Origin of the sequence: uncultured Salinicola sp. (assembly GCF_937921195.1) — a bacterium.
GTDB lineage: Bacteria > Pseudomonadota > Gammaproteobacteria > Pseudomonadales > Halomonadaceae > Salinicola.
On record NZ_CALFQK010000041.1, the window covers coordinates 1 to 26846 of the forward strand.

The following is a 26846-nucleotide window of genomic DNA, read 5'->3' on the forward strand; positions in this document are numbered from 1 at the left end:
CTGATGGCGAACCTCACGCCGCGTGCTTGCAGGCCGAGATACCAGAACGGTGGTCCACCCCGCTGCCCGCGCAATCCGTCTTCGAAGTTTCGTCCGTAGCTGAAGAGGGCCCCGCCTATCGCTATGCCGAGGAGCAGCCAGATCGTCCAGGCCCCTGCCGGATCGAAGATGTAGTCGAGAAACCGGCTTGTACTTGTCCAGACGTTCAGCAGGAGCACGTCGTTGCCAATGGCTTCGGCGGCCCGTTCGATGTTCAGTGTCGTCATGACACGCACTACGGCAATGGTGATGCTCCCGCCGATGACGGCGGGTATGATTCTGATGCCCATGCGAATCGCATAATTCGAGCTCCTAAATTTTCATGAGGGGCGGTTCTTCCAAGGGCGCGCAGCCACTGTTGCCGCGGTGAAACGGTTCAAGCTGTACGCTCCGAAGGCTCCTGGGAGGCCGGCACCACGGGTCCTCGGTCGAAGACCCGCGACGATAGCGCGGAGACCTTCATTTCCCGCTCCGCGGCGTTGCACGCGCGTGTCTCTTTTCCATTCGACTTTCCCCCTTCTCCCAGGACCCGAAACCGGTTCGGTACCCCAACAGGAAGGGGCGCTTCCGAGGCCCCGACGCGACGCGGTCGATCACGGGAGCCGATCTATCGGTGGAATAAGGCTCTTCGCACTGCGACGTGCAGCGCAAGTCCGCTATGTCCTTCCCATGAGCGCGAAAGACGATCAGGAAAGCTACGCCGATGGCGAACGAAATGCGGTTCGCGGCTTTTCAGCGCAGTATCTCATCGCGGGTTCGCTGATCTACGAAGCCCTGCTCAAGGACGGGCTGGATTGGATCAGGGTGGCGGATCCCGACGCGGGAAGGCTCGACGACATCCTCGTCGCGACCACAGGCAGGGTCGATGCCTACCAGGTGAAATGGAGCGAGTACGAAGACCGCGTGACCTTCAACAGGCTCGTCGCGGATGATGGGGCCTATCCGTCCGCATTCGGCCTGCTCGCCCAGGGTTGGCAGAGGCTCTCGTCCGCCTATCCCGATCGAGGCGTACATGTTCACTACCTGACACGGGACAGTGCGTCCTCAGCCGATTCGACCGGCGGCGAACCGGCGCGTGGTCCCAGGCACCTGCAGGCATTCCTTCGTCATGCATTCGAGCACCGTTCGCAGTGGACCGCAGACCCGGCCCCGGCCTTCGTGGAGGAATGGCGTGCGCCAATCGACAGGATCTTGGAAGCGACCGGCCTCGAAGGGGACGAGCTGGATCGGTTCCTCGCGGCCTGCCATCTCGATCTGGGATACGAGCTGCAACTCGACGGACCCGGCCGGGTCATCGCCCGGAGGAGGGAGGATGTCGAGGCGATCGCGGCGGTCATCCAACGCACGGTGGCGTCGGAGGCCAACGTCGTCGAACTGTCGCGCGACGAACTGCTCGAGGCACTGGGCTGGTCGCGGCGCTTCGAATTCCGTTTCAGACATGAATTCCCGGTTGACGAGAAGCTCTACCGCCCGGTGCGCTCCACGATCGAGCAGTTGGAGGATGCTTTCGCCGCCTTCGATTCCGGTTATGTCGCACTTGTCGGCTCGCCCGGTTCCGGCAAATCCACGACCCTCACCCAGATGCTCCGCTACCGCACGGGCGTGCGTATCGCGCGGTACTATGCCTTCGTGCGCGGGGACGTAAGTCAGGATCGCGGCGAGGCGGAAGCCTTCCTCCACGATCTGTGCATATCGCTGGAAGATCAACTCGGCGCCCGGGGGCGCGATCTTGCTTCCCGCCCCGCGACTATGGCGGAACTGCGGGAACGTCTCGGCTCGATCCTCGCGCGGTTGCATGACGACTGGCAGAGGACGGGTGTGAAGACCATCGTCCTCGTGGATGGTCTCGATCACATCGAACGCGAACAGGATCCATCGCGTTCGCTGATGGAGGAACTACCCAACCCTTCTTCGATTCCCGAAGGCGTTCTGTTCGTGCTCGGAACGCAGCGTGTCGGCCTGGGTTCGAGCTCTCCGGCGATGCGACCGATCCGGGCCCAGTTGGACGAACCGGGTCGGACCCTGACGATGAGCCGCCTGGAACGCTCGGACGTCCACTCGATAGTCATGAGCGTGCTCGGCGAGGATCTCGTCACGACCGGAACCGTCGACCGGGTCTGCGAGGTGAGCGGCGGACATCCGCTGGCACTCTCATACCTGCTGCGGCGCCTGATCGAGCTGTCGTCGGCCGAGGACATAGCGGACGTGTTGGATCGCTCGGCCTCCTATGCAGGCGACATCGAGCAGGAGTACCGGGTATACTGGGACACCGTCTCCGGCGATACGCAGCTGGTCGATCTCCTCGCGCTTCTCTGCCGTCTGCGAGGTCCGGCGCACAAGGAGCTGCTTCGAAGCCTTTCGGATCCGGAGACCCTGGGCCGCTTCGTCGCCGGCGCGTCGCATTTCTTCGAACGCGAGACGCCTGACCGCTGGGCGTTCTTCCACAACAGCTTCCGCCAGTTCCTGCTCGTGGAGACCGGGAAGGACGCGTTCGGCGACCACGATGTCGACCTCGATCGATCGCGGCACCGTACCCTGGCCGGGGTCGCCGCGCGCGCGCCGGCCACCGATCCGTTCAGCTGGGAGCGCGTCCATCATCTCCTGCAGGCGGGCGACGACGCGGGGGTTCTGGAGCTCTTCACGCAGGACTACTTCCGGCGACAGTTCTTCGATCTGCGCCCCGTCGATGCGATCCTCGAAGACATCGACGGATGTGTCGCGGCGGCTTCGCGCAGCGACGACTGGATCGCGGTCGTCCGTGCTGTCCTGGTGACCCAGGAACTTACGGAGAGGCGCGAGGCGCTGACCGACGTCGATCTTCCCGGACTGCTCCTCCGGCTCGCGCCTCGCGAGGAGATGGCGGATATACTGTTCGAGGGTAACCTGCTCCGCGTGCCTCCTGTCACGGCCCTGACGCATGTGCCGGACATGATCGGCGGCGGCGACGATGTCCTGGCCCGCAGAGTTTTCGATGCGGCGGAGCCCCTGGACCTGCTCAACGCTTTCGGCGGGATCGATGCCTCCCTGCAGTCCGACCAGCTTGACGCATGGGTGAGGGTCGCTTGGCGGTTCCGATCGCTGGGAGACATCTTCGATGCACTGCGAGGCATCCGGATCGACACTCACGCGTCGGATTTCGCACCCATCAGCGCGGACGACGATGACACGATGGCGATCCGGGCCCGGGCCCGTGCTTTGCGTATCCTGGGTATCGAGCTCGCGCACCTCGGGGAGTTCCAGCTCGCCGAGGATGTCAGGACAGAACTCGGCACGCTGGGCGAGCAGGTATCGCTGATCGACCTGGCGAGGCTGGACGTGGCCATCGTCCGATCCCTGATCGCAAGGGGCGCCCCGGTCGAGGCCGCGCGATCCGCCTTCGAGCGTCTGAGGATCGATGATCCATCGCCTCGGGACGCCGTCTTCCTGGCCGATCTGGCCTACCGGCTGCATGATGACCCGGAGGAGGGACGGGCGTTCATGCGCTTCGCCGCGGATCCCCTTCGCATTGGCTCGTTCGATCGAGGCAAGGAGGATACACTCGGACCCGGGACGGCGCTCCTGGTACAGGCTCGCAATCGAGCTCGGGACGCGAATCCCATGGATGCCGTGGAGGCCGTCCCGAACGCGGAATCGCCTCGCGAGCGGGGCCTGGTGCTCTTCCAGCGGATGCTTGTCGTGGTCGGAACGATATGGGGCGCGGCTCTCGGTGGACGGCGATCACCGCCCTCTTCCGTCCTGCGCGAGCTTCGGGCACCCCTGACCGTCTTCCAGCGATCATTCTCGGAGACGAACGACTGGCGTGACTGGTACGCGATCCAGCGACGAGCACCCGCCTATTTCGAGAACGTTCTGAAGGCGGCCTGGGCGCAGGGTCAGCAGGCTTTCGACGAGGTGATGACCTTCCTGGAGGGCGACTTCGCTCGCCCCGGGCAGTCCATGAGGCCCGGCTGGCAGGCGGAATGGCAGATCGCGGTCGCCATGTCCGCCTATCGCCTTGACCGGAATCGGGACAGGACCCGACGCATCCTGGACGAGGTCGAGACACAGATCGACTTCGAGACGGAGCTGCACGAGCGCATCGGCGAACTCGCCGCGCTCGTGCGGGCGAGACTCGATATCGGAGACCGGGAGCGGGCCCTCCAGCTCCGGGACCGCATGATGACGACATCGTTCGGCATCTATCATTCCGACGACAGTCAAATGCTGCGATGGAGCAGGTGGGCGACGCGATACTCCCGGACCGTCGATGCCGACGAGGGCCGTCGCGCCTTGTTGCCCCTCATCTCTGCATTGCCTTGCCAGGAGCGTCTGTCTCGAGGTCATGACGTAAGGGGTCAGACGGTGGAGCTCGTCTCCGCGGCAGCGGCGATCGATCCGGCCTGGGCGTCCGACGTGGTGGCATGGCTCCTCCAGGAAGGCGCTGCCGAACGCAGCCACGCCTATGCCGGCCTCGTCCACGGCATCATTACGCGAGGGGACGGACCGACCGATCTCGCCCTCCTGGTGATCGCACGCAGCATCGTGCCGTTCGAGGCAAGCGTGGCGCCGAAGCTGATCGAGGCCGTGGCGCATATCCGTGACGAGGGCCCTCCGGCCTCGGACGGCGCGCCCTGGCAGGCCCTCGCACGTGCAGCAGACCTGAAGAGCACACCCGGCAACCGCGCGAGCTGGGCGCCCGCACTCGGTCTGACCACCGCAGGCAGCGCTGGCGAGATGGCGGAGAGGACGCGATCGGCCCATCGGGGTCTCGTGGGCGAAGATGGGACCTCCATCGCCCGGGAGGAGGTCACGGCCTCCTCGGGCGGTCCCGATGACTTCATCGCTCTCCTCATGCGGGCGGCGAAGGCCGACGGCGTGGATTGGGAAGACCTTCTCGCGGGGGTGGTGCCGAGCGTCCGCGATGCCCGTCAGCTCGGTGCGATCAGGGATCAGGTCGCGAGGCTCGGCGGTGACAATGCGGCGAGGCAGGTCCTTGCACTCGGGGCATCACGGATCGGTGCCGGTGCCCTCATGGACGACCTGCACGAAGAGATGCTCGCAGGTTCGGAGCGCTACGGATGGGTTCGCCGCTATGATGGCGGATCGCGCCTGCGCTATGCGCGATCCCTGGTCGAATGCAGGGGTCCGGAAGGACGCCGCGAAGCCTCGAGACTGTTCGCCGAGGACTTCATCGCCGGCCTCGCCGCTCGCGACCTGCTCTTCTCTTTCGATCCCATCCTGGAGATACTCTTCGATCCTGTACCGGTCGCACGGCTCTGGCCCGAGTTCGCCGAACACTTCGGCCAGCTCGCCGAGGTAATCGAGAACGAGGAGGAGCCGCCCGTTGCGGCCCCCTCCGATCACGAGGACGCCGCTTCTGCGCTGCTGCATCTCCTCTTCTCGGATCTCGCGAGTCCCATCCTCGCCGTCGCTTCGGAGGCGCGCAGGGGCATAGTCGACCTCGTGAGGATCGGATGTCGCGTCAGCGAGGTCGAGGCGTCGATCGTTGCCCTGCTCGCCGGGGACGATTTCGAGGTGAACCGGGCATTGGATCTGCTCGCCTGCATCGTCGAGATCGATCAGGCCTTCGTGGCCAGCTACACTGATCGTTTGCGCGAGCTCGCCTGGCCCCCCTCGGCGACCGCACGGGCGATGATCCTGCGGCTGCTTGCCAGACTGGGCTCGTCCCTTCCCGATCCTCCGGAACCGACCGAACTCCCGCCCATCTACCGGCTGAGCCTGCCGGAAGCGGTCATGCCGGAGCGCTCGCTCAGAGGCGACGGTCTGGCAGCGGGGGATCCTCTTCCCGACACCACGGATCCGATGGATCTCTCCAGCCTCTTCAGGTCTGCGCTGAAGCGGATCGGGGAGGAGGCCGACATACCCCACGAGAACCTCGCTCAGAGGTTCGCCAGCCTGATGGGCCAGATCACCCCGCAGGAGGAATGGTCCTTTTCAGCCGAGAACGAGCTACGCCATCGTCTCAAGGCGATCGGACTGCAGATCACCTTCCGGCGACCGCGCTCGTTGGCTGCGCACAGGGCCTTTTCCCGATTGGTGACGGAGCTGACGGACGCCGACGTGCTTTCGTGGCCATTGGCATATCTCGACCGTTTCCTGCTCACCGTCGATCCGGTCCTCGACCTATGCGAACCGGTTGCGCGGCCGGAGTGGGTCGCACTCCCGGCCGCCGACGAACTCGGCGCTCATCCGATGGAGGAATGGCTGGCCGGCGCCTCGGCGGCCGCTTCCATGCTGACCCGCACGACACCGGACGGAGGGCTGGTCCTCGCCGAGTTCACGACCACGCAGAGCATCGACCATTCGCGTACGAGCGAAGTACGCGCTTCGCAGATCGTGCATCCGGGATTCCCGCTGGGACGACCGGATGCGCTCGACATGGACTGGTTCCACTATCGCAGGGATGCCTTCGCGACCGACTATCCGGCCGTCCGGATCCCGCCCGGGGCCCCCTTCCCGACGCTGGTCGGTGATCCCTACTTCACCGATGGGAACTTCCTGGCGGTGAACCCCGTGCTCGCGACGTCGCTTGGCTGGCGCCTGGCGGACGAGGGTCTCTTCCGCTGGATCGACGCAGAGGGCGAGACCATGGTGGAGAGCATACGCTGGCAGGAAGGGAACCGCAGCCTGCTAGGGGTCTACGGTTACGAGGAATCGACCTCCGACGGTTGGCTCGTGGTCGCGTCCGCAGCGGCCACTCCGCGGATGCTCGAGTTCCTCCCCGGGTTCCGTCGCCAGCTGGCTGCAGGACGCTACCGCGATCGGAATCTCGTCCCCGAGGTACCGCCATGGACGGGGATGGAGGAGCTCGGACCGCGTAGCGATGACGAGCATCCGGGCGACCGTGACTGAGATGGAATTGCGATGCATTCGGATTACCCGGGTCCCGTCCCTTACGTCGCTTCCCGCGACGGGACCGATCACGCTGCTCGACGAGCCCCTGCGCCGCGCGACGCTTGTCGACGGGGACGCTCCGGGCTGGGAGCATGTCGTTCGCAGGCATGCCATCGGTATCTTCATGGCACAGCGCTTGGGTGGAGCAAGCCGCGATGGCCGGACGGTGGCACAATGGCTGGGCGAGTTGGAGGCGCAGAGCCGCGAATTGCTGGGCGAGCCAGGTCATGGGGTCCTGCTCTGCCTCGAAGCCTTCGAGAGGGAACCGGCGGCTCTGGGGCAGGCCGTCGAATTGGGGGATCACCGTGTGACGCTCGATGACGCCCCCTTCGAGCGGACGATGGCGAGACTGGACGCGACGGCGGACCTGGCGGCCGCCGTGCTGGTCCTGGCGGGTTTCGACGGAGTGCTGCAGGGCTCGCGGACCGTCGGGACGGTCGCCTACGCATTCGAAGCCGATGAGGCGTGCGTGACCTATCTCCTCGATGCCAAGGTCTCCGCTTCGATGTCGGTCAGGGCGCGTCTCGACGCGGAGCAGGCCGACGAAGCGGCGCAGATCGCGCGCGCGCTGGCCGCTGCACCTGACAACCTGCGGCATGTTCCGCGCCTACTGTCAGCCTCCCATGCGGCCGATGGCGATCCGCTGCACGCCTTCATGACCGCGTGGACGGCTCTGGAGGCCTTCGTCACGGCGACGTTCCCGATCCATGAGGAGGAGTGGGCGAAGCGACTGGCGCAGGTTCCAGGCGACGGGTCCGGGTTCGCCCTGGCGCGGATCCGCCAAGTGATGAAGGGCAGGTTCCGTCTCGACGACAAGTTCGCCATCGTCGCGGGCGCACTCGATCCGGAGCATGCCGATGCCGACCTCCGGGAGTTTTCCACGCTGAGGAGAAACAGGAACCGGTTCCTCCATACACTGGACGGGGACCCGGCCGGGCTTCCGGTGGGATCCGCGCGCAGACTAGTCGCGAAATACCTTCCGCTGCACCTTCGGCGGCGCTGACGGGTCTCAGGCCGCCGGTCTCGGGAGGAACGAGCAGCGAGGATCCCAGACGAGCACGTCGGCCTTCATCGCGAGCGATGACGCGACCGTGCGCCCACCGCTCACGATCTCGACCAGCACTTCTGCCTGATAGCCGACTGCCGACTCGTCCAGCGAAGCCTTCAATTCATCGACGGTCTCGAACACCTGCGTGTGGGCCGGGTCAGCCGCGTCCGTCGTCAATCCATACCTCATCATCGTCTCCTTCCCTCCGGTGCTCCCGGGATCGTCTGAACTGGCCAGCCGCGGCTGCACTTCGGTGCAGCGAGCGCAACTGACGAGCCCGCGCCTCGAATGGCGGGGACCATCCGCATTCCTCCAGGAGAAAGCGGCCCCCGACATTTTGCGGGAACTACTTTAAAGTAGTGTCGTTTTGCTTATCTGTCGAGGGGGAAAGCAGGGGGATGCTGCTGATGATGCAATTCGACGAATTGGGATACCTGCGGTCCCGGGTGGAAGCGCGTTGCGCGTCGCTCGGTATCGGCGAGGAGAGGACCGATGCCATGCTCGACGCGGGCTTCGGAACGTCTGCAAAGGCGACCGAGACGCGGCTGCGGATCGTCGACGAGATGCTGATGCTCGTGACCGATGTGTTCGGTGTCGGGCGGGGAGCGGACTGGCTGCGCCATCACGGCGAGACCTTCGGTGGCGCCACGCCACTGGATCTGGCCACGGGGGGCCTGTCAGGTGTGCGGCGGGTGAGGGACCACCTGCGCATCCTTCACGATGTCCTCGCCGATTGAGAGGTCGGACGTGTCGCCCATTGGTGCGAGACGTTGGGACCGTGTCCGGTGCTGGTGGCGGCTACCCCCTTCGCCGGGAGGTTCGTGCCTGCTCCGGCAGATCTCGGGAAGTCCGGATGATGCCTTCTGGCGGAGGGTGACCGCCGAGGCGGAGGATGCGCATCTGCGCGAGCTGAGGTTGGAGTGCCTGTCGAGCGGGCGCCACCGATACCTCCATCTGGACATACTGGGCTGTTCGCCCGGCGACCTGCCCGCACGGGACGTGGGCAGTGTATGGCGAACCGAGGACACCCTAGCACGGCGACGGCACAAGTTCCTGCTCGACATTGATTCCGTCTGCGACCGTGCGGTGCGCCGTAGGGTGTTCGGGGCATCCGACGGGGCGTTTCTCTCGGACATCGCCGCCCAGCTTGTTCGTCGCAGCTAGAAGGTACTCAGCCTCCCGATCTGTCCTCTACGGGCATGTCATCGGCGAACCCCTTGAGCAGCCTGGAGATGATCACGTTCGCTTCCCGCAACTTCTCGCGCGTCGCATCATGCCGCTCCTTCTCCTCCCGCAGTTCGGCGATCGCCCTTTCGGCGCGCGCGCGATCCAGCGAGAGGATATTCTCATCCTCGGGTTCGGTCGGGCGCTCTCCCGTCCATCGAGCACGGCATGGCTGGAGGACCTTGCTGTTGGCATTGAGCCAGCCGAGGGTGAGCCGGGGTTCCGCCTTGTTCACCGCCCGGATCGTGGGCTTCTCGCGGCGATCGACGATTTCCATGCCGATCTTCAGCGCGAGTTGCCGCCGGGTCAGTCCAGTGCCCTCGACGATGGGCTCCTGTCCCTTGGGCGGCCCCGGCCGGTAGGAGACCCCGGCCTTGTCCTGGATGCCGCTCACGGCTCCCCTCCCTTCCCCTCACGTCTCGAAGCCCCGATCCGCGACAAGCGGGCCGATGTCTCGCGCACGAGGATCCGCTGTTCTTCATCGGTCTTTTCGAGGTCCTGCTGGACCTGTATTGCGGTTGGCATGCGGTAGTAGTCGCTCATTACCTCCGAATGGTGCTTGAGCTTGGCCTGGACTGCTCTGGCGTGCACACCTCTTCTCATCATGTTGTTGGAGGCTGCGTGGCGCAGGATATGGGGGGTCACCTTTCCGAATCCAGCTGACAGGAGCGCGACGAGGTACGCGACCGTCATCGAGGCCAACGGTTTTCCGTCCCACTGGAACACGTATGGAGCTCGCCTCGCGATTCGCGGTGGCAGGCAGTCGTTTGCATCGACATCGCGAAGCCAACCGTCAGTGTGTCCGCAGGCCTTCGCGACATCCTCGGCTAGGCCGAGGACGGTTTCGCACGTCATCTCGGACAGGACGTAGCCCTCGGGCTGGGTGCGTCCCTTCGGAACCGCCTTGAAGCCGGGAAGAGAGGCCGAAGCACCGAGATCGTGACGGATGCACTCGTCGGTCTGGGCGATTTGGAAGACCTCCATGCGCCTTGCAAGGCAATCCGTGACCACCCCGATGAAGCAATGGGCGAACCGGGTGCCCATGACGGCGTCGTCGACAGGCACGACGCAGCGACCGACCTGGCGCGCCCAGCGCGCGATGGAGAAGCCTCCATATCCATAGCCGCAGGGTTGGAGGGCGACGCTCACCATGGGGATGTTGTTGTCCCTCATGTATTCGCATCTCTCGCGCTGGATCTGGGGCGGGCTTTCTGTCGGCGTCGACAATATGCCGGTCCGGTACTGCTTGATCAGGTGGGGCTCGCTCGTCCGTCCACCGATATCGGCTATGCATCCGATGAATTCGGTGACGATGCGCGTCGCGGAACCATGCGCTTTGATGGCTTGAAAGAGGCCCGTATGCACTTTTGCGGAGCGTCCCAGAGCCTGCATGTCCTCCCGGTCGAGGCCGGACCAGTTCGGACATATGTCCTCGCGTGGATCGATGGACCTCCACAGGTCGCCCTCGCGCCAGAGACGCCAGGAGGCCAGCTGTCGGGCGCCTGCAATGGGGAGGCCCTGTTCGTCGAAGACCGGGAGCGCGGTGAAGACTTCGTAAAAGGGTTCCATGCGCTCGCCTGCGTCGAAATGTGCGAAGTGCTCGCTCGCCTTTTCCCTCGCCTGTGCGAGCTGCGCGCCGCACGCTCTCGCTTCGAGCGCCCGCACAGCGACGGTCTCGCGGAACTGTTCGAAACGATCTGTGACTTCCCTTGCGTCCCGCTTCCTCTTTTCCCTGTCTTTCCCGCGAACGGCGTGATCGAGCCTGCGTACCTTGTCACGAAGCGGGGTGTTCTGGTGGACGGCTCTCGAGAAGAGGGGAGCGAGGCGCTCCAGTTGTCCGGGGTGGGCCATCCGATAGATCGAGAGCCCCCTGAGGGCGCTGAGGACTGAACGGACGCCGTCGGTCCGTGTCCTGGCGAGGCTCTTGTATTTCGCGGCATCGTCAAGCAAGGCCAGCAACGCTTCGACCAATTGATCAGGCTCCAGTTCCCCCTTCGGACCCATCGCGTCGATCTTGTCGGCCAGGATCTCGAACCCCCTTCCGATGGACCTGTGTCGTAATCTCTTTCCTTCCGACGCGATGATCTGCGCGGCGCATGCCAGTTCCGCGACACTACCGCATTGCATGGCCCTACCCAGCCAGGTCGGCGAGGGTTGTTCCATTTCGCAATCCGTCGCGCATGTGTCCGGCAGAGCGAGTTCCGGGTAGCGCAAGAGCATTGCGCGAATGTCGCAGTCGACACGGTTCTTGGCACCGCGTGGCTGGTCGAACTTGGCAAACAGGCGTTGCGTTAGCCTGCGCACGTGGAAGTCGCGATCCACGCTCGTCGGATAGTATGCCAGCAGTTCGCCAGATCTCAAGCCGGCCGCGCCTCTTTCCCGCAAGACGAAATCGTCGAGGCCTTCCGGCCACGGGTGTTCTTGGGGGACCCCTGCCGCGAGCCGGACGCGCCGGTGAGCGTAGGAGGTTTCGAAATCCCATTCGACGATACGGGCGACATACGCATCGTAGAGGTCGCTTCCATCCTTCCAGGTGGGATCGATCGACATCTTCCATTGTTTGCTGATCCATTCGACCTCGACTCCGCCGTAATACGCCACCCGCATTAGCTGCCAGCTACGGATGCCGAGCCTCGATCCTGCGGCCTTGCAGCACAACTTCAACGTGTCCGGGTGTTCGATGGGAAGCGTCGCGGTCATTCGGTGAGATCTCGCGGCCGTGAGGACAGGCGCGCGAAGCTTTCAGCAAGGCTGTTACGGGCAGGGAGCGAATCCGGCACGAGGACGGCTCGTTCGTGTGCATCCATTGCAGCCCGCTCCGCAGCGTAGTCATCGAGCGCTTCCTGCTCGGCCTCCCACTGGTAGGCCCAAGCGGCGTAGGCTTCGCTCTGGTCCGTGCTCTGGTCGTGCTTCGTCGCGATCTCCTTGAGGCCATCCTCCCGCTCCTTCGAGCCTTTCGTGGTGCGTGCGAAGAGATCGAGGACCTGACGGGTTATCGAAGCCCTCCGGTAGTCCCTCAGCGTGGGTTCGCGTCGCCCGTCGTTGAATAGGGTGGGCTTGTAGCCACCTGCAGCCTGCCTCAGCCTACGCCCTTTTATCGTCCAGTAGCGGAAACCATCGTAGGTAAGGAAGGCGTCAACGCTGGTTCCCGCGCTCGGCCTCGGGAAGATCGCCACCCTCTCGAGAAAGCGCTTCGCGGCCTGAGCCGTGTCTCGGTCCGGACCGGCGAGGTCCTCGGCCTTCAGCCCTATCTCCTCCAGGAGTGAGCGCCCGGGATCGATGGGCGATCGTTCGGCCGAGAGCCTGGCGATGAGGCTTTCGCGCACATGCAGCGGCATCACGAACTGGGCTTTTGTGACATCCTTACCGCGGCGCTTGTTGCGGCAACCCACACGGTCCTCTCGCCCCTTGATGATCCAACCGTGGGCATTGGCGTGGAGCACGGACATCGGGCGTTTTCCATTGAGGCGCAGAACGATGTTCGCGTGCATGATTATGTCCGGCGCACCGGCGAGTTCGAGGTCGCTGATAAGGGTCGCAGCGCACGCCATGGGATCGACGGGGATAGATATCCTGGTTTGCGTCTTCGGCGCGAGGAACCGCCGCCCGATGTGGTCCGATCTGCGGTCCTGCTCCTTCATCAGGGAGATGTATTCGATCCGCTGTTCGATGTCCCCGTCGGCAAAGAACGTCAGCAGAGTGAAGTTGCGCTGCGAGAGACCGGCCTGCTCTAGTCGGTCATACAGGAAATGGAGCGCCAGCCTGTCGAAGTTGCCGTACTGGGGCGACGGGTGAGAGAGCATGCGCGCGCCATCGACCGGGCGCTTGATGCCCGGCGAGTGTCCCCGAGCCTCAAGGAACTTCAGTTGGCGTCTCGTGGAGGCGTTCTCTCCCTCGGTCCAGATCGCATGCCAATCTTCTCCGGGTTCAAGCTGCATGTTGAGCAGGATCCGCAGCGGCAGCCTGAACTTCTTCCAGGTTTGCGCGGACATGTTGGCCACGTCATTTCTGAGGATCTCGCTGAGCCTTCTCAGAACTCCACCCGGCGAGCAGATCGTGCCATCATTGAAAACGTGGAATCGAGAGACCCCGGCCTCATCGATCTCGTCGGGAAAGAGACGCAGGGGAAGTTGCGCGGCATGATCCATAAAGGGAACATACCGGAAACCATACCTAGGCTTCAAGATCAAACTTTTGAGCCGTATGTAGAATCTATAGTAGATAAGCTGTTTGAGGTAAAACTGTTTACCCTTATCAAACCATCCTATATAAACTCTATAGTCGTCTCCGCGCTACTTAATTAGCCTCAAACCCGCTTATAAGCTGAACACTTGCAGATCGTCAACTATAGTTTTCAGGATGGCTTTCCCCGCAAGTCGCGCCTGCGCATCCCGCCCGCGACGAGCGTGCTCAAGTGCCCTTTCCCGGCCCATTCGCCCCGCCCCGCCACCTCCAACGCCCTCATTCCAGCTGCCCAGACCCTGCCATCGATTCGCAGGGCGGCCAGCTCGTGGATGAGCAGGAGGAAGGTCGCGACGGCATCGACCTCGCCTTTGAGCACCATGCGCGAGCGCCCGTCGAGGCCGTCGAGATAGGTCTTGGCGTCGATCCCGAGTCCGGCGCACCGATCCTGCAGGCTTCCGCGGTCCCCGCCCGCCGGCACGCGCGGGAACGTGAGGAGGTCGAGGTGCGGGAGGTGCATGGCGCCGAGCGCTGCGTCGAGCTTGTAGCGCCGGTGCCGCATTATCCGCCTGCGTATGACGGGCAGGTCATGGCGAGTACCATTGTATGTCACGAGCGTCGGCTTGGATGCGAAGGCACGGTCGATCGCCTCGAGGATCTCGGTCTCCTCGCCATGGTGGGTCGTGAGTCCCTCGATTTCCCAGTGCCCGATCGAAGGTTCGGTCACGACGAGGGAGGAGAAGCTGGCGATGCGCTGGACGAAGGGGCGCGCCGCCTTGGGGCTCGAACCGAGACCGACGATGAGCGGATCGTCGCGTGTTTCGAGGTCGAACACCGCGATCCTTCCGAGCGGCTTCGTCGGCTCGACGAACCATGGGGTTCGCTGTTCGCTGCTTGCGGACATGGTATGATCCTTTTCCATTCATATTCGAGGAACTGAGCGGAATGCCCACGGAGGAGACAGCCGATCGTGGCCGGGCGACCGGTCGCCGCGCGCATCCGGCGCGCGACAGGGCGGGCGATGATAGTGGCTATTGTGGGCGGGGGCGTTGCAGCCGCGCTCTTGGCGGTGGTAGGATTGCAGGATGGCGAAAGAGCTCGATGCATCCGAAGAAGATAGCCTGGCCCTCTCCTTCGGCAGGCGTCTTGCCACGTTGCGCGAGGCCGCTGGACTTGAGGGCACCGAGCTCGGGCGCAGGGTCGGGATGTCGCAGGCCCATGTCTGGCGGCTGGAGGCCGGCAGGGCGGTGCCGAACCTGAGGACGATGGCGAGGCTCGCGGTCGCGCTTGACGTGACGCTCGCTTCGCTCGTCGAGGAGGTCGACTGCTCGGGCGTCGAGCTACGCAACAGGGGCTACGTGCGGCGCGATCCGCTCGAGGATTGACCCTCAGACATCGGGCCGCGGTAGGCGCGGCAACCGTGCAAGGGCATGGAAGGTATCGGCCCCGCGGGTGCAGCTGAATGCGCCGCCACGCTCCGCGCAAAGTGCGCGCATGATGCGAAGACCTGCGCCTTCGGAACGCGTTTCTCGGGGGGCTCGGCTCGAGTTCTCGCAGCGTATCAGGACGGATCGACGCGTGAAGCGGAGGGAGAGGACGACCTCTCCGGGTCCGGACCCGTGCTTCATGGTGTTCGTGAGCATCTCGTGAGCGATCCTGAGTACGGTACGCGCGAGATCCGGCACCAGCCGCACCGTGAGCGTGCTTGTCGTGAAGACGAGTCCTCCGGGTATAGGTCGGCCTCTCTCCATGGCGATGGCCAGGTCGCGCAGGCACTCGACGATGTCGCATCCGTGCTCTTCCGGATTGGCGAGGATGCGGCGTACCGCGACGAAACCCTCCAGTCGCTCGATGGCGCTGTCCACGAGGGGGAGCGCACCTGCACCGTGGTCCCGGACGGTCAGCTTCAACGCGGCAAGTGCCGATGACAGCTCGTTGGCGGTTCGGTGCTGCTCGTCCCGAAGGATCAGCTCGACTGCCGCTCGGCGCGCGCGCGTGGTCCTTGATCGGTTGTCCCTATGCATTGGCCCCTCCTGACCCGAGGCATATACTACTTTAAAGTATTTGACGCAAGGCTTTTTGGATCAGTTATGAGAACACGACCGGAATTGGTCTCAGTCCATGCATTTGGCATTGGTTCGCGATACAGAGGGAAGGAACGCTCTTGGATACGATCGAACGCGGATTCCGATAGGACCCGCGGTCGCGGGCCGGGAGCGGAAGGCGCCGGTTCATCTCCTTGGGATTCCAGTTGCCGTTGATCAGAGAGAGAGAATCTTTTCGGCGTGCGTCGAGATCGTGCTGCCGCAGATGCCGCACGCACAGGAGCGGGGCGGACCCGAGGCTCAGGTCGAGTGCTTCGCGCTGCCTCCATTGGAACGGACTGTCACCCGCCGATCGCACCCACATTCGCCTCGCCGGCAGCGCGTTCGCCGGACACCTCGGACGAAAGGACAGCGGCGTCCCTGGGCATCCTCAGTACATCTCCCGGGAAGATGTCGTCCGGATGATCGAGCAGGTCTCGATTGAGTGCGAATATCTCGTCCTTGCGGTCCGGGTCGCGCAGGATCCTGCGCGCTATGCGCCACAGGCTCTCGCCCGCCGCGACGACGTAGGTCGGCAGGTCGTCCTTGTCCGGCGGATCGAACAGGTGCCGCTGCGCTTCGATCTCCGGTTCCAGATGTGCGAGGGGTGCCGGACGGTATCGCCCATCGCCGAGTTCCGAGCCGGGCATGAACCATCGGCGAAGCGCGGAAGGGTGGATGTCATCGGCCTCGGCCGGCCCGCTGCGGTTCGCCGTGAGCAATCGGCCCTTGATCGTGGCGAACGCTCTGCCGACCGATCCGCGGAGAGAGAATCCCTCCTCGTCCAACGGTTCCGGCGTATTGGTGAGAGGTGCATCCGCACGGTAGCGGATGTCGTCGAGCTGGGAGCGACCTTCGAGGTCCACTTCCAGTCCCATCTCCACGGCACCCGCCAGGACCCAGTGGAGTGCCGCGTTCGAAAGCCCGCGTTCAGGTCCGCCGCCGCCGATCGAGCCGTGGTCGCCCGCGAACCACTTCTGCTGGTAGGGAGCACCGTCCGAATAAGGGTCGTACCCGGCCGCCACGTTGAGCTCGCGGACGTTGCGCCACAGGGTGGGCATGAAATGGACGCGGCGCTCGTCGATCGCCACGGCATGCCTGCCCGCCTCGACCAGGTCGGACAGCTGGGTATCGTGGTCCGAATAGCGCTTGTCCGTGTTCCGATCGAAGGTGGCGGCCACGGCCTTCCAGCCGAGCGACCCCACCGTGTCCCACACTCCGCAGTACCGCACCTTCACCATTTCGGGCTCTGCCGTCGGGTCGTCCCGGCGGCGCCAGGCGAGTTCGGACGCGGACACGCACGAAGTCGGACAGTGCCGACGGCGGAATTCGAGGAGCTCCTCGAGCTCGTCGGAATCGCGGTCGGCGTGGAGCCGGTAGAGTTCCCAGGCCCTTCTGATCTGCGAGGCGTCGGCGACCGATATGATCCCGGTGCACTTGATGAAACCGATGAAGGTTCGCGCCGTGAAGGCGCCGCGGCTGAAGCCGAAGACGAAGATCTCGTCGCCCGGGCGGTAGTTGAAGATGAGGAAGCGGTAGGCTTCCTGGACGTTGGCGACGAGGCCCTTGCCGAACGCACCGCCTCGGAACGTCTCGTCCGACGCGGTACCAACACCTTCGTCGTAGAACACGATCTGGTCACGCCCCTCCCGGTCCATTGGTGGTACGCTCTCCGCGAGGAGGACGACGTTTGTCGGATGCTGGCTCGCATCCAGCTTGTTCCAGGAACCGTCGAAGCAGAAGATCAGCCTGCGTGCCCGGGGCGCCTGGAGCGGTTGCTTTCCTGCCCCAACGTCTCCGAGTTCGTGTTCATCCTGCATCTTCATGACCGTTCCTGTTCCATTGACGATGAGCACGGGTCGGCTCGTATCGCCTACCCGTGCTCGTCCTCACTTCTCCCGCACCGTGGTGCCGGGATTGCTCTTTCCGTGCTTGGCGGTGACGAAACGACCGCTGATGGCGCTGCGATAGGCGCCGCCGGTGTTTCCGCTCTTCCCCGCCGCTTCGCGCACGGTCGTGCTGGGGCTCGCCTTGCCGTGCTTGCTGGTGACGTAGCGCCCGCTCTTGGCGCTCCGGTAACGACTTCCTGCCATGTTCCTGCTCCTTTGCGTGACTTTGGCCTGCAGGCTGATCGATTCGCCTGCCATGACCCTTGTCGCACGCGAGGGTGTCGGAACCTGTCACCCCCAAGGGTTGGATCAGCTCCGACCGTGCTCGTCCAGCAGGCACAGCGTGTTGGCGAGCCGCATCTGCTCGACCGTGCGCACCGGCGCGTCGAGCAGCGAGGGGCTCGCGATCACCCTCGCCGCGATCTTGGCGCGAGATACGGCCACGTTGATGCGGTTGAGCGAGAGGAGGAACTCGAGGCCCCGGGGGATCTCCTCGCCGTCCGAGGTGGTCATTGACACGATGCAGACAGGGGCCTCCTGCCCCTGGAAGAGATCGACCGTGCCGACCCGGACCTCGGTGCCGAGCGCTGCTCTGAGCGCGTTCACCTGCGCGTTGAACGGCGCGACCACGATCACGTCCCCTCGTCCGATGACATGCGGATCACCGTCCCGGTCGACATATCGTGCACCGAGCACCGACTCTATCTCCTGCCGTACGCGCTCGACCTCTTCCGGCGAGACCTGCGAGCGCCCCTCATGCGAGACCGCGACCATCCTGGCGCCGGCCAGATCGGTCCCGTCGGTTGCCATGATGCTCTGCGCCGAGGCGGCGGCATCGTTGTCCAGCCGTCCCTCGTAGACGGCCTGCGAGATGAACGCGCAGACATCGTCGTGCAGACGGCGGGTGGTAGGCAGGAAGATGCCCCTTTCGGCGGGGACGGTGCGATGATCGCCGATCAGGAACTCCAGGCTCGACAGCCCGCTCTCCCCCGGATGTGCGCCCTGGATCGGCTGCGGCAGCTGCATCGGATCGCCGACAAGCACGATGTTGCGCGCCGCACGCGACATCGCCATCACGTTCGCGAGCGAAACCTGCCCCGCTTCATCGATCATGAGGTGATCGAAAGATGCATCATCATATCGGGCGAAGTGCCAGGAGGTGGCTCCGACCACGTCGGAGCGCGCTATCTCGGGTGCCTCGTTGTCCCTCACCACCTGGATCGCCGGATGGTCGGCCGCGTCCGCGGGATCGGACACCTTCTGCGCGATGCGGCATGCGACGCCGCGCTCCTGTGCATCCTTGGCCACGGCCTCCAGGAGGTTTCCGATGGCCCGGTGGCTGTTGGACGATACCGCTACGCGGCGGCCGGAAGCCACCAGCGCCACGATCGCCTTCGCCGAGACATAGGTCTTTCCCGTGCCGGGAGGACCCTGGATCGCGAGTACCGTGTCGCGCATCGCTCCGATGGCATCGACCGTGCCCTCGACTAGGTCCGTGCCGTCCGCGATGAGAGCGGCGCCCGGCTCGACTCCATCGAGACGTGGAAGGGCCTTCGTAAGCAGATCGATGATGGCCGAGGCACGCGGGTCGGCCGAGATGATGCGGTCGGTCGTTGAAGAGAGTGCCTCGCGAAGGATCCCGTTCCTGATCGGCCGCGGCGGCAGGAGGTCCAACCGGTCCGGCATGGGCCCCTTCGCGGTCGATCGGCGCAGGACGGCCGTGCGGGTCTCCTCGTCAAGGGACACCAGGTTGATGGTCTCGGGCATCGCGGCGGGCTTGATGCAGGGCGTCTTGCCGACCCTGAGCTTGGTCTCCTGCTCGGGATAGCGGTACTCGCGTTCGTACGAACGCTTGACCTGTGCCGCGGGGCCGGTCGCTTCGAGGCCCTGCAGACACTCGAGATCGTCGAGCAGGTCTTCGCTGTCCTGCGCGAGGCGGTCGAATATCGCCCAGTAGGCCGGCTTGTCCTCCCGTTGGTGAAAGCGGCTGAGGTCGAGCAGCAGCGTGGCGACATCCGCGCCGTACCTCTGGGCGACCGGCTCCAGTCTTGCGCGCAGGGCCTCGTCTTCATCTTCCTCGGCCCGGACCTTCTCGTCGGCTGTCGGTCCCGGCGTATCGCCGAGTACCGGATAGGGGCCATCGGGACGCACTTTCGCCGCCAGCCAGTCGCGCAGCAGCTTGGTCGAGATGCAGTCTGTGCGATTGTAATCCCGGATCTCGTCGAGGATCTCCTTCTGCCCGGTCCTGCGCCACTTCTCGTAGGCGACCACGCTCGCACCGGCGGTGGCCACCTCGTCTTCGCGCTTCGCCATGTAGAAGGCCTCGAGATCCTTGATGGAATAGCCTTTTTCCGAGGCGATCAGGCCTCCCGCCACGACCTTGAAGAGATCGACGAAACGACGCTCGCGCTGGAGCTGGTCCATCGCCGCCTCGCGGGTCCGGTGCTGCGAGGTGAGACGCCGCAGGGCGGCGATCTCGTAATTGGCGTAGTGGTAGATGTGCGCCTTGGGATGTGCGCGCATGTGGGAGGACAGGAAATCCAGCAGGTCGCGCGTGAGCTCTGCTTCCTCCTCCCTGTCGTGTGCCCAGAAATCGACGAAGTCCCATTTTCCGTCCTCCAGCATCCAGATGCCGTGCAGGTATTCCAGTCCACCGTCCGGATAATAGGGATCGCCCTCGATATCGTAGAACAGGTCGCCCTCGTCGGGTTCGGGAAGGAGGTCGAAACCGCGCCCCTCGACCGCTTCGCGCAGAACGAAGTCCGGCGCACCGCCGGCGCGCCGGGCGACCTGGAGCCGGGCCTGCGTCCGCAGACGCTCCCATGTCTCGTCGGTCATGCGCGGCACACGCTGCGTCGTCTGCGCGAGTTCGGTCATGGTACCGACCCCGGCCTCGCGCAGCTTGTCCCGCTGCAGCCGGGTCGCATTCGCAACCAAGGACAGGCTGTCCCCTTCCCGCCAGACCTCCTCGCAATGCGACTTCCACCGGCATAGAGCGCACGCGGCGACAGGCTCGGGTTCCGTGACGGGTCGGGTCTCTATGAACTCCTGTAGCATCCGGCGCGAGCGCCGTGCATATGACGACACCTCCTCCAACCGGACGGTGAAACGCGAACCGTCACCGAGTTCGAGGTGTGCATGTTCCGGCGCTAGCCCCTGCATGTCGGCCAGCATGTCGCTGTAGAGACAGAGTTGGAGCACATGCTTGGGGTCGGGCCTGCGCTTCAGCTTGGTGTCGACGACCTCGTAAGACCATTCGCCCAGCGCCGAAGGGGTGTCGACCCTCTCGAGGAAGTCCGAGTAGCCTCCCCAGCCCCCGTCCAGCATCGCGCCCTGGAAGATGACGTCCGCACCCGAACGCATCGCTTCGAGCGTCGATTCAACGCACTCCGTGATCGCGCGCCCTTCGGTCGCGATCTCCGCGACGTTTCGACCATCGGCTTTCAACCGATCCAGGAAGGCTAGCTCGTGGGCGTCGCCCTGGGCCTGCAGCAGCGCGGCTTCCTCGCCATCTTCGTCGGGCTCCAGATCGCCGACTTCCAGCCGCCGCAGGTCGAGTGTCGTCGCATGTCTGCACCCCTTGAAGCGCATGAGATCGGAAGCCGAAAGCCGGAATCTGCCATCGATGGACTGCATCGGTATTCTCCTTGCCTGGCCAGTACTAGCTTAGGGTGACAGAACATGTCATGGTGTATTCATGACTCTCGTCAAGGCCAAGGATCTGCTCCGGATAGCGATGCTCGCGACGAGAAGCGGCGGCGTGACCCTGCAGGACATCCGCCAGGAACAGTCCTGTTCGCACCGCACCGCACAGCGCTGGACGGACGCTCTGGAGGAGGTTTTCCCGCAGGTGGAGACGCTGGATGACGAGGATCGCCAGCGGCGGTGGCTCATACCGGCACGTCACGTCGCACCCTTGCTCACCCCGAGTGGCGAGGAACTGGCGGCACTGGGTACCGCTATCGCCGAACTCGAGAGGCTGGACCTGCCAAACCAGGCGGCGCTACTACGGGAACTCCGGGCCAAGGTGAGGAGTCTCGCCCCGACGACGGGCAGGGCCCGGAGCGAGGTCGACGAGGAGATCCTCCTGCAGGCCCTCGGGCATGCTGCCCGCCCTGGCCCGCGCACACAGACCGACTCCGATACGGACACGGCGCTGGTCGAGGCTTTCAAGGGCCCTTTCCTCGTCAGGATGCGCTACCGCGATCGGGAGGGAAAGGCGTCGATCCGAACGGTAGCACCGTACGGGATGCTTCTGGGCGTGAGACGGTATCTAGTGGCGAAGGACAGGAGGAAGGGCGCTCAGGCTCCGCTGCAGCATTTCCGAGTGGAATCCATCTCGGATGTCGAGGTCCTGGGCGAGACTTTCGAACAGGATCCCGGCTTCGAGCTGCAGAAGCACGCGGAAATGGGGTTCGGCTCGTACATCGATGAGGGAGAGGTAGTCGACGTCGTCTGGCGCTTCGATGCCGACGCGGCGCCGCGCGCGGAGAATTTCATCTTCCACCCGGCGCAGACGCTGGAACGCGAGCGTGACGGCTCGCTCCTCGTCCGTTTCAAGGCGTGCGGCGTCTTGGAGATGTGCTGGTTCCTGTATCAGTGGGGTGAGCACGTCGAAGTGCTCCAGCCTGCCGAGCTGCGTGAGATGGTGCATCCCTCTCGCAAATCCTTCGTATCGCTTCCCTGAAGTGCGGCCAATCGGCCTGCCATCTGATCGGGACGGCGGCACAGCCGGTCCATGATGCCATTCGCGACCGTCCGAGGAATGCCCCCTTGCTGGCTTTGGACTGCATGAAACCGGGGAAGGTTCGCCAGGCTATTCGCATCCGATGCCGTCGCCATCACGATCGAGGTGGCGCCCATAGCCCGGTTCGCCGCGCCGGACTGGAGCCGCGCCCGCCGCCCGTGCTGCCGAGCAGTTGGCGAAGTACACATCGGAACGCCGGGGTTCGGCCGTCCCCTCTTTCGGCGTTGCCGTTCGATGGCAGTGGCGTCCACCTGCCTTGCGATCATTGTGGCAGCCATCGGCAGCGAGGCCGCCGGGATGCGCATCCACGGGAGTGAAGCCCATGACGCTCGCGATGCAGAGAGCCAGGGCGATGAGATGGATCGCCAGCAGCAGGACGAATTCGACACGCAGCCACCCGGCCGGTCGTGAGCGTGGAGCGGTTGGGCGGACATTCATCGACACACGTGTCCCCGCCAATACCGGTCCCATTGCGCAGCGTGGCCGCTCTTGACCATCTCACAGGAAAGATCGCCTCCCTTGGGAGAAACGCACCAGGCCGCCGTCCTGTCGCCACCCGCGCCGCCTTCGGAGAGGCACGTCATGGTGGGACCGTCCACGGCGACATGACCATGGCGCAAACGACCGATCGGTTCGCCGACGAGCTGGACCAGCGCATCCCTCGCTTTCTCTGCATCGGCGCTCGGGCAAGGGTGTCCTGGCGAACAGGTACCGTCCATCTCGCGAGCGGCGATCCCTGACAGGCGGATGCGCGGCCCTTCCTCGCACCAGATCGGGCCGTCGCCGTCCCAGACGGCGACTGGAGTGCATTCGAAGGTCTGACCCGCCGTCACGACCATGGCTGCGAAGACAAGCACGCTCATCCCATGGGTTTAGCGCAACGTTCGGACTTTGCCACCGTGCGTTCCGGCGGCGGGCGACCAGAGTGATTGGGCCATTCGGCAGACCGGGACCGGTATCCCGGCCGCCGCGCGAATGGTTCGAGGTCGGTGGAGTGATTGAAGCCGGGGTCCGGCAGCGGGAATGGGCCAACCTTCGCCGTATGGTTCCTGATCGCGTACAGCGTCTTCAAATGAAAGTCGCGGTCCATTCGCGCAGTCGTTGGACCGATGCCCATGGAGATGGGGGGATGGGAAGTCCGACCTCACGCGCCCAGCCCGAACATTCGACCTTCGCCTTTTCCACCCATTCCCGAGCGTGGGCTTTTTCACTCTCGCTCAGACGAGGCCACAGGATATGGGCCAAGGCCAGCCGATTGGCGGGCGCGATGGTTTCCCAGGTCGGTGCGACCCTCGCCCATCGGGCTTCGGAGATGGTCCGGTCGATAGGACAGAGCGGGACCGGCGATTGAATCGTGAAGGTCCTCGCCAGGAGCAAGGTCCATCTCGTCCGACCCCGTCGCAGGTATCGGGACACGATCGGGCCGAGATCGGGTGTGTTCCAGGCAGCGGGTAGCTTCAGTCCCGCCTCGACTTCCACGCGCGATGCGAGTGAGGAACGTGCAGCCTTCTCGACCTCCCGCGTCGCGCCCGGCGACTGACGGCGGATCATTCCGCCGGGCATCGCCCACAGACCGGCGAGGTCATAGTCGGTCGCGTCGTCGGTCGACTTCCTCACGAGCGCCACCTTCCCCTCTGCCTCGATGAAGGCGACACAACCCGCCCGCCAGTCGTCGTCTTCGGAAAGTGAAGTCAACCCATCCGCTCGGAATGCAAGACGGTCCATTATCGTGGGGGAGCAGTATCTGTCCTCGACCATCCTAGGTCTTGTTCCTTGCCTCCCGCTTGGGTGAGGAACGCTTCTTCTTGATCTCGTCTACGTTCGGTTCTAGGGTCACTTCTTCGGGTCCGCCGGCGTCGATCGCTTCGAGCCGTTGGGAAAGACCCTGGAGGAGTTCAGCGGCCTCTTGCAGGGAGCCCGCTCCGGCCTCGAACCATTGGGCCGTCGCCTCTATCCGCTCGACGAGCGGCGTGAGATCGCCCTTGGAGACTTCCTCGAAAGCCTCCACGGCCTCCCGACATTCCTCTCCCAGGCGCATTACCAGAAAAGCGAGGTTGTCCATGCTCAGGAGTACCCTGACAGCCTCGGACCCCTCTTTATCGCCGAACTCACCATGCATCACGCAGGAGGCGAGCGGCACGAGCGTTTTGGAACCATCGGTAGGCAGGGTACCGACCGAGAAGGTCGGACTGATGCTGAGCGAGGTGACCGTCGACAGGTGGAGCGCGATTATATCCGACATCTCCACCGTGGTCGCAACGCCACCTTCGTCCGGATCCATTCCTGCGTTTGCTCCGGTACCCATCACGCTTCGGACAGCTGCCGGTCGTACACCGTACTCGGTTTCATCGCCGACTGCTCAGGACGACGGAGAACGTGGATTCCGCTGACAAAGGTCGTCGGTCCGGCCTCACGAGTCCTGCGACCCGCATTGGCGGCATCGTGAAGGGCACGACCCTTGGCAGTCAGCACGAGGATCTTGCGTCGACGATCGTTCTCGTCGCTCTCATCCGATACGAGCCCGTGCCCACGCAAGGCCTTCAGGATGTTCGACAGATGCGTCGCGGAATGTCCGCTCGCCTGGCGCACCCGCTCGACCGGCGCCCTGCCTCCGAGCGCTACCAGCGCGTCCAGGACGCGTCGGGAGGCCGGTCGGATGGCAAGTTCGTCGACCGGATTCCGCGACATCATGGTTATGATCGCACGGAAGCGGTCGGCGAGTGCCCTCGCGCGCTTGGACGACGCCTTATCCGAACCCTCCAGCGCCAGTGACAGGTCCGATGCCAGATGCTGCCACGGCCGCAGGTCATCGGTGATCGGCGAGTTCGCCTCGAAGTCGACGAGATGCGCTTCGAGAAGATCAATGGCGGCAAGCCGCGGGCTCTTCTCGCCCTTCGCGACGAGCCATTCGAGAACGTTTCGCATCGACTGGACGAGGCGCGACCCGGCGTCCGGGGACGCCCTGCCGTCCACGGGGAGGTGCATAGTTCCGAGCACGGTTTTCGACCGTTGGCTGGTTGTCGCGTTGGTCATGATGACTGCCTTTGCATGAGATCGGTTGATGATCGATTAATTACTTCACAAACGCTTCACAAGTGGATTGTGTCCCTTTCTCGTGTCAGGCGCAAGCTCTATCGCCTTGCGGTGTGGAGCCTGAAGCGTTCCGATTGCCTCGAATTGCGCGAGGATGCGGTTCCGGAGCCGCCAGGGGACGCGAAGGAGTAGCCGAGGGGCTCCTTGGCATCCCTGGTGGTGCCGGTCAGGACGTCGACCTGCTGGACCACGAAGCTCACCGTTCCCTGCTGACTCTGCAGGGCCTTCGCATGTCGCAGATGAGCGTCGATCGTGCTGACTTTGCCCATGGACGGTACCAAGAGAAGGTCCAGGCTCAGGGAGCGATATGCGTCGTTGTCGACGTCGTCGCAGAAATCCTTGCAGATCGCCACGCCAATCAGGCGATCCTCGGTGACCAGGACCAGCATCTTTTCCCCCGGATCAATCCTTTCAAAACGCCCTTCGACCTCGAAGGTCCTTCGCTTGTCGTACGAAGCCAGCGGTTGCCCTTTCCCGAAGAGAATCTCTGCACGGTTGAACCACTTTCCCCCGACTTCGACGTGCCTGCTCCCCGCCACGGTGATGGCGATCCTGCGCGGATCGCGCAGTGGGTCCCGCCTCAATTCGGCTCTGATCAGTGCCAGTCGATCCTTGGGAACCGTGAGTTCCGGCCAGACAAGCGCGTCGCACTGCCCATCGAGAGCGGACCTCACGTGACCCGCGACGCATCCTTCTTCATCCGCCAGAGGAGCATCCGCAACGCGGAACCCGTCCGCGCCGACATGCTCCACATCGACCGTCGCGCCTTCGAAGATCGGTGCGCCGTATGTCCACCGGCGTGGCTCCTCGGTGATCTCCACATCCGGCACGAAGGCGAGCTCGACCGCCAGGTCCCCAATCTGTCTGGGCAGGATCGCGTGATAGAGCATTGCCCTTCGTGCTCGGTCCTTCCCATTTCCCTTGCGATAGCCCCTGCGTATCGGGACGATGTAGCAGGGATAGCCCTCCATCTCCCAGTCTTCAGCCGAGTTCGTGATCGACCCACTCGGGGAGAGAATGCCGGCAAGATCGGCATCGATCGCGCGCACCAGTGCGCCTAGCCAGCGCATCTGGCACTCGAGGGCGGTATCCAACTTGTCGAAGACGTATCGACGATCGCGCAACTCGTCGGCGAGCTCCTTCAATCCTCCGGGCCCTTCCTCGGGGATGCGGAGATAGAACTGAGCGTCTTCAGGTGGTTTCGCCATGAGGACAGTCCATGCCCAGATGAGCATTTCACGGGGATCCAGTGCGTCCGGGCCTCGTTCAGCGCCAATCGAAATGAGGATGTCTGCCTGGGCGGTGACATTCTTGACCAGACGCCGGAAGTGGGAGAGCCAGACGTTCTTCGTGAACCTGCGGCGTTCGACCAGCAGGTCCCGGACGAACTTCTGCCATTTGCGCCTTTCCGACGGAGTGATGTTCGATCGACTGTTCATGGCATCATTCGGTAGCCAACACTTCATCGCGAGGATACTGCCCTCGTCTTCAGAAGGTGGGCGAAGCCGAGCATTTTTCCCCTGATTCCGTGGGGGTAGCCATTTCCCAAGGTTCCCGACGCGACGCAATCTCTCGCCAGCTTCTCCCGAGTGAAGCGAACTGCATCAGGCCGAAAGCGTTGGGAGCCGATCCGCTCAGCATGATGT

Annotated in this window: 21 protein-coding genes; 5 read left to right on the top strand and 16 right to left on the bottom strand. The window is 64.3% G+C overall.

All coding sequences use genetic code 11. The features are described from left to right. Nucleotides 1-329, bottom strand: a 329-nt coding sequence (locus tag Q0602_RS03545; protein ID WP_298839055.1) for a hypothetical protein, incomplete at its 3' end; no start/stop codon positions are given. Between the two features lie 379 nt (nt 330-708). Between Q0602_RS03545 and Q0602_RS03550 the strand changes: the two genes are divergently transcribed. Both Q0602_RS03550 and Q0602_RS03555 read left to right on the top strand, forming a co-directional pair. Next, complete coding sequence (locus Q0602_RS03550) at nt 709-6891, top strand: AAA family ATPase (protein WP_151884660.1); 6183 nt, start codon at nt 709-711, stop codon at nt 6889-6891. Further along, nucleotides 6863-7936, top strand: a complete 1074-nt coding sequence (locus Q0602_RS03555) for a hypothetical protein (RefSeq protein ID WP_192796933.1) — start codon at nt 6863-6865, stop codon at nt 7934-7936. The genes Q0602_RS03550 and Q0602_RS03555 overlap by 29 nt, the downstream gene beginning before the upstream one ends. A 6-nt stretch (nt 7937-7942) precedes the next feature. Here the strand turns inward: Q0602_RS03555 and Q0602_RS03560 are convergent, their stop codons facing one another. Then, nucleotides 7943-8158, bottom strand: coding sequence for a hypothetical protein (locus Q0602_RS03560; protein WP_298839087.1), 216 nt, complete (start codon nt 8156-8158; stop codon nt 7943-7945). 230 nt (nt 8159-8388) lie between these two features. Between Q0602_RS03560 and Q0602_RS03565 the strand changes: the two genes are divergently transcribed. Beyond that, nucleotides 8389-8718 (top strand): antitoxin Xre/MbcA/ParS toxin-binding domain-containing protein, encoded by a 330-nt coding sequence (locus Q0602_RS03565; RefSeq protein ID WP_298839090.1) that lies wholly within the window; start codon nt 8389-8391, stop codon nt 8716-8718. A gap of 434 nt (nt 8719-9152) precedes the next feature. Here the strand turns inward: Q0602_RS03565 and Q0602_RS03570 are convergent, their stop codons facing one another. From Q0602_RS03570 to Q0602_RS03585, 4 genes are all read right to left on the bottom strand, one after another. Further along, nucleotides 9153-9599 carry a hypothetical protein gene (locus Q0602_RS03570; protein ID WP_151884664.1) on the bottom strand — a complete coding sequence of 149 codons (447 nt, stop codon included), beginning with the start codon at nt 9597-9599 and terminating at the stop codon, nt 9153-9155. Continuing rightward, entirely contained in the window at nt 9596-11905 is a 2310-nt protein-coding gene (locus Q0602_RS03575; protein ID WP_151884665.1) for a tyrosine-type recombinase/integrase, read from the bottom strand. The genes Q0602_RS03570 and Q0602_RS03575 overlap by 4 nt, the downstream gene beginning before the upstream one ends. After that, on the bottom strand, nt 11902-13353 hold the full coding sequence (locus Q0602_RS03580; protein ID WP_298839106.1) for a hypothetical protein: 1452 nt from the start codon (nt 13351-13353) through the stop codon (nt 11902-11904). Before Q0602_RS03580 ends, Q0602_RS03575 begins: the two co-directional genes overlap by 4 nt. A 206-nt stretch (nt 13354-13559) precedes the next feature. Continuing rightward, complete coding sequence (locus Q0602_RS03585; protein WP_298839109.1) at nt 13560-14222, bottom strand: ribonuclease H-like domain-containing protein; 663 nt, start codon at nt 14220-14222, stop codon at nt 13560-13562. A gap of 250 nt (nt 14223-14472) precedes the next feature. On the opposite strand from Q0602_RS03585, the gene Q0602_RS03590 reads away from it, so the two are divergent. Then, the gene (locus Q0602_RS03590; RefSeq protein ID WP_151884668.1) at nt 14473-14772 is read left to right on the top strand and encodes a helix-turn-helix transcriptional regulator; all 300 of its coding nucleotides are present in this window, start codon (nt 14473-14475) and stop codon (nt 14770-14772) included. 3 nt (nt 14773-14775) lie between these two features. Here Q0602_RS03590 and Q0602_RS03595 read toward each other — a convergent pair whose 3' ends face one another. The 4 genes from Q0602_RS03595 to Q0602_RS03610 form a co-directional block, all read right to left on the bottom strand. Further along, nucleotides 14776-15411 (bottom strand): sensor histidine kinase, encoded by a 636-nt coding sequence (locus Q0602_RS03595; RefSeq protein WP_151884669.1) that lies wholly within the window; start codon nt 15409-15411, stop codon nt 14776-14778. 362 nt (nt 15412-15773) lie between these two features. Then, nucleotides 15774-17297 (bottom strand): DUF2235 domain-containing protein, encoded by a 1524-nt coding sequence (locus Q0602_RS03600; RefSeq protein WP_151884670.1) that lies wholly within the window; start codon nt 17295-17297, stop codon nt 15774-15776. Between the two features lie 63 nt (nt 17298-17360). Next, nucleotides 17361-17564: a hypothetical protein gene (locus tag Q0602_RS03605; protein ID WP_151884671.1), complete on the bottom strand. Its 204-nt coding sequence runs from the start codon at nt 17562-17564 to the stop codon at nt 17361-17363. Nucleotides 17565-17669: 105 nt separating this feature from the next. Next, the gene (locus Q0602_RS03610; protein WP_151884672.1) at nt 17670-20996 is read right to left on the bottom strand and encodes a TM0106 family RecB-like putative nuclease; all 3327 of its coding nucleotides are present in this window, start codon (nt 20994-20996) and stop codon (nt 17670-17672) included. A 61-nt stretch (nt 20997-21057) separates the two neighbouring features. Here Q0602_RS03610 and Q0602_RS03615 point away from each other — a divergent pair, with 61 nt between their 5' ends. After that, on the top strand, nt 21058-22047 hold the full coding sequence (locus Q0602_RS03615) for a YafY family protein (protein ID WP_151884673.1): 990 nt from the start codon (nt 21058-21060) through the stop codon (nt 22045-22047). Nucleotides 22048-22176: 129 nt separating this feature from the next. On the opposite strand, the gene Q0602_RS03620 is transcribed toward Q0602_RS03615, so the two are convergent. The 6 genes from Q0602_RS03620 to Q0602_RS03645 all read right to left on the bottom strand — a co-directional run bounded on the left by Q0602_RS03620 (nt 22177) and on the right by Q0602_RS03645 (nt 26768). Then, entirely contained in the window at nt 22177-22545 is a 369-nt protein-coding gene (locus tag Q0602_RS03620) for an excalibur calcium-binding domain-containing protein (protein ID WP_298839126.1), read from the bottom strand. Continuing rightward, on the bottom strand, nt 22542-22964 hold the full coding sequence (locus tag Q0602_RS03625) for a hypothetical protein (RefSeq protein WP_298839129.1): 423 nt from the start codon (nt 22962-22964) through the stop codon (nt 22542-22544). The genes Q0602_RS03620 and Q0602_RS03625 overlap by 4 nt, the downstream gene beginning before the upstream one ends. A 211-nt stretch (nt 22965-23175) precedes the next feature. After that, nucleotides 23176-23802: a hypothetical protein gene (locus Q0602_RS03630; protein WP_298839132.1), complete on the bottom strand. Its 627-nt coding sequence runs from the start codon at nt 23800-23802 to the stop codon at nt 23176-23178. Nucleotides 23803-23866: 64 nt separating this feature from the next. Further along, the gene (locus Q0602_RS03635) at nt 23867-24388 is read right to left on the bottom strand and encodes a hypothetical protein (protein WP_151884676.1); all 522 of its coding nucleotides are present in this window, start codon (nt 24386-24388) and stop codon (nt 23867-23869) included. A 23-nt stretch (nt 24389-24411) separates the two neighbouring features. Then, nucleotides 24412-25140 (bottom strand): winged helix DNA-binding protein, encoded by a 729-nt coding sequence (locus Q0602_RS03640; RefSeq protein ID WP_151884677.1) that lies wholly within the window; start codon nt 25138-25140, stop codon nt 24412-24414. A gap of 98 nt (nt 25141-25238) precedes the next feature. Beyond that, nucleotides 25239-26768 (bottom strand): hypothetical protein, encoded by a 1530-nt coding sequence (locus Q0602_RS03645; RefSeq protein ID WP_298839146.1) that lies wholly within the window; start codon nt 26766-26768, stop codon nt 25239-25241. Nucleotides 26769-26846 lie beyond the last annotated feature (78 nt).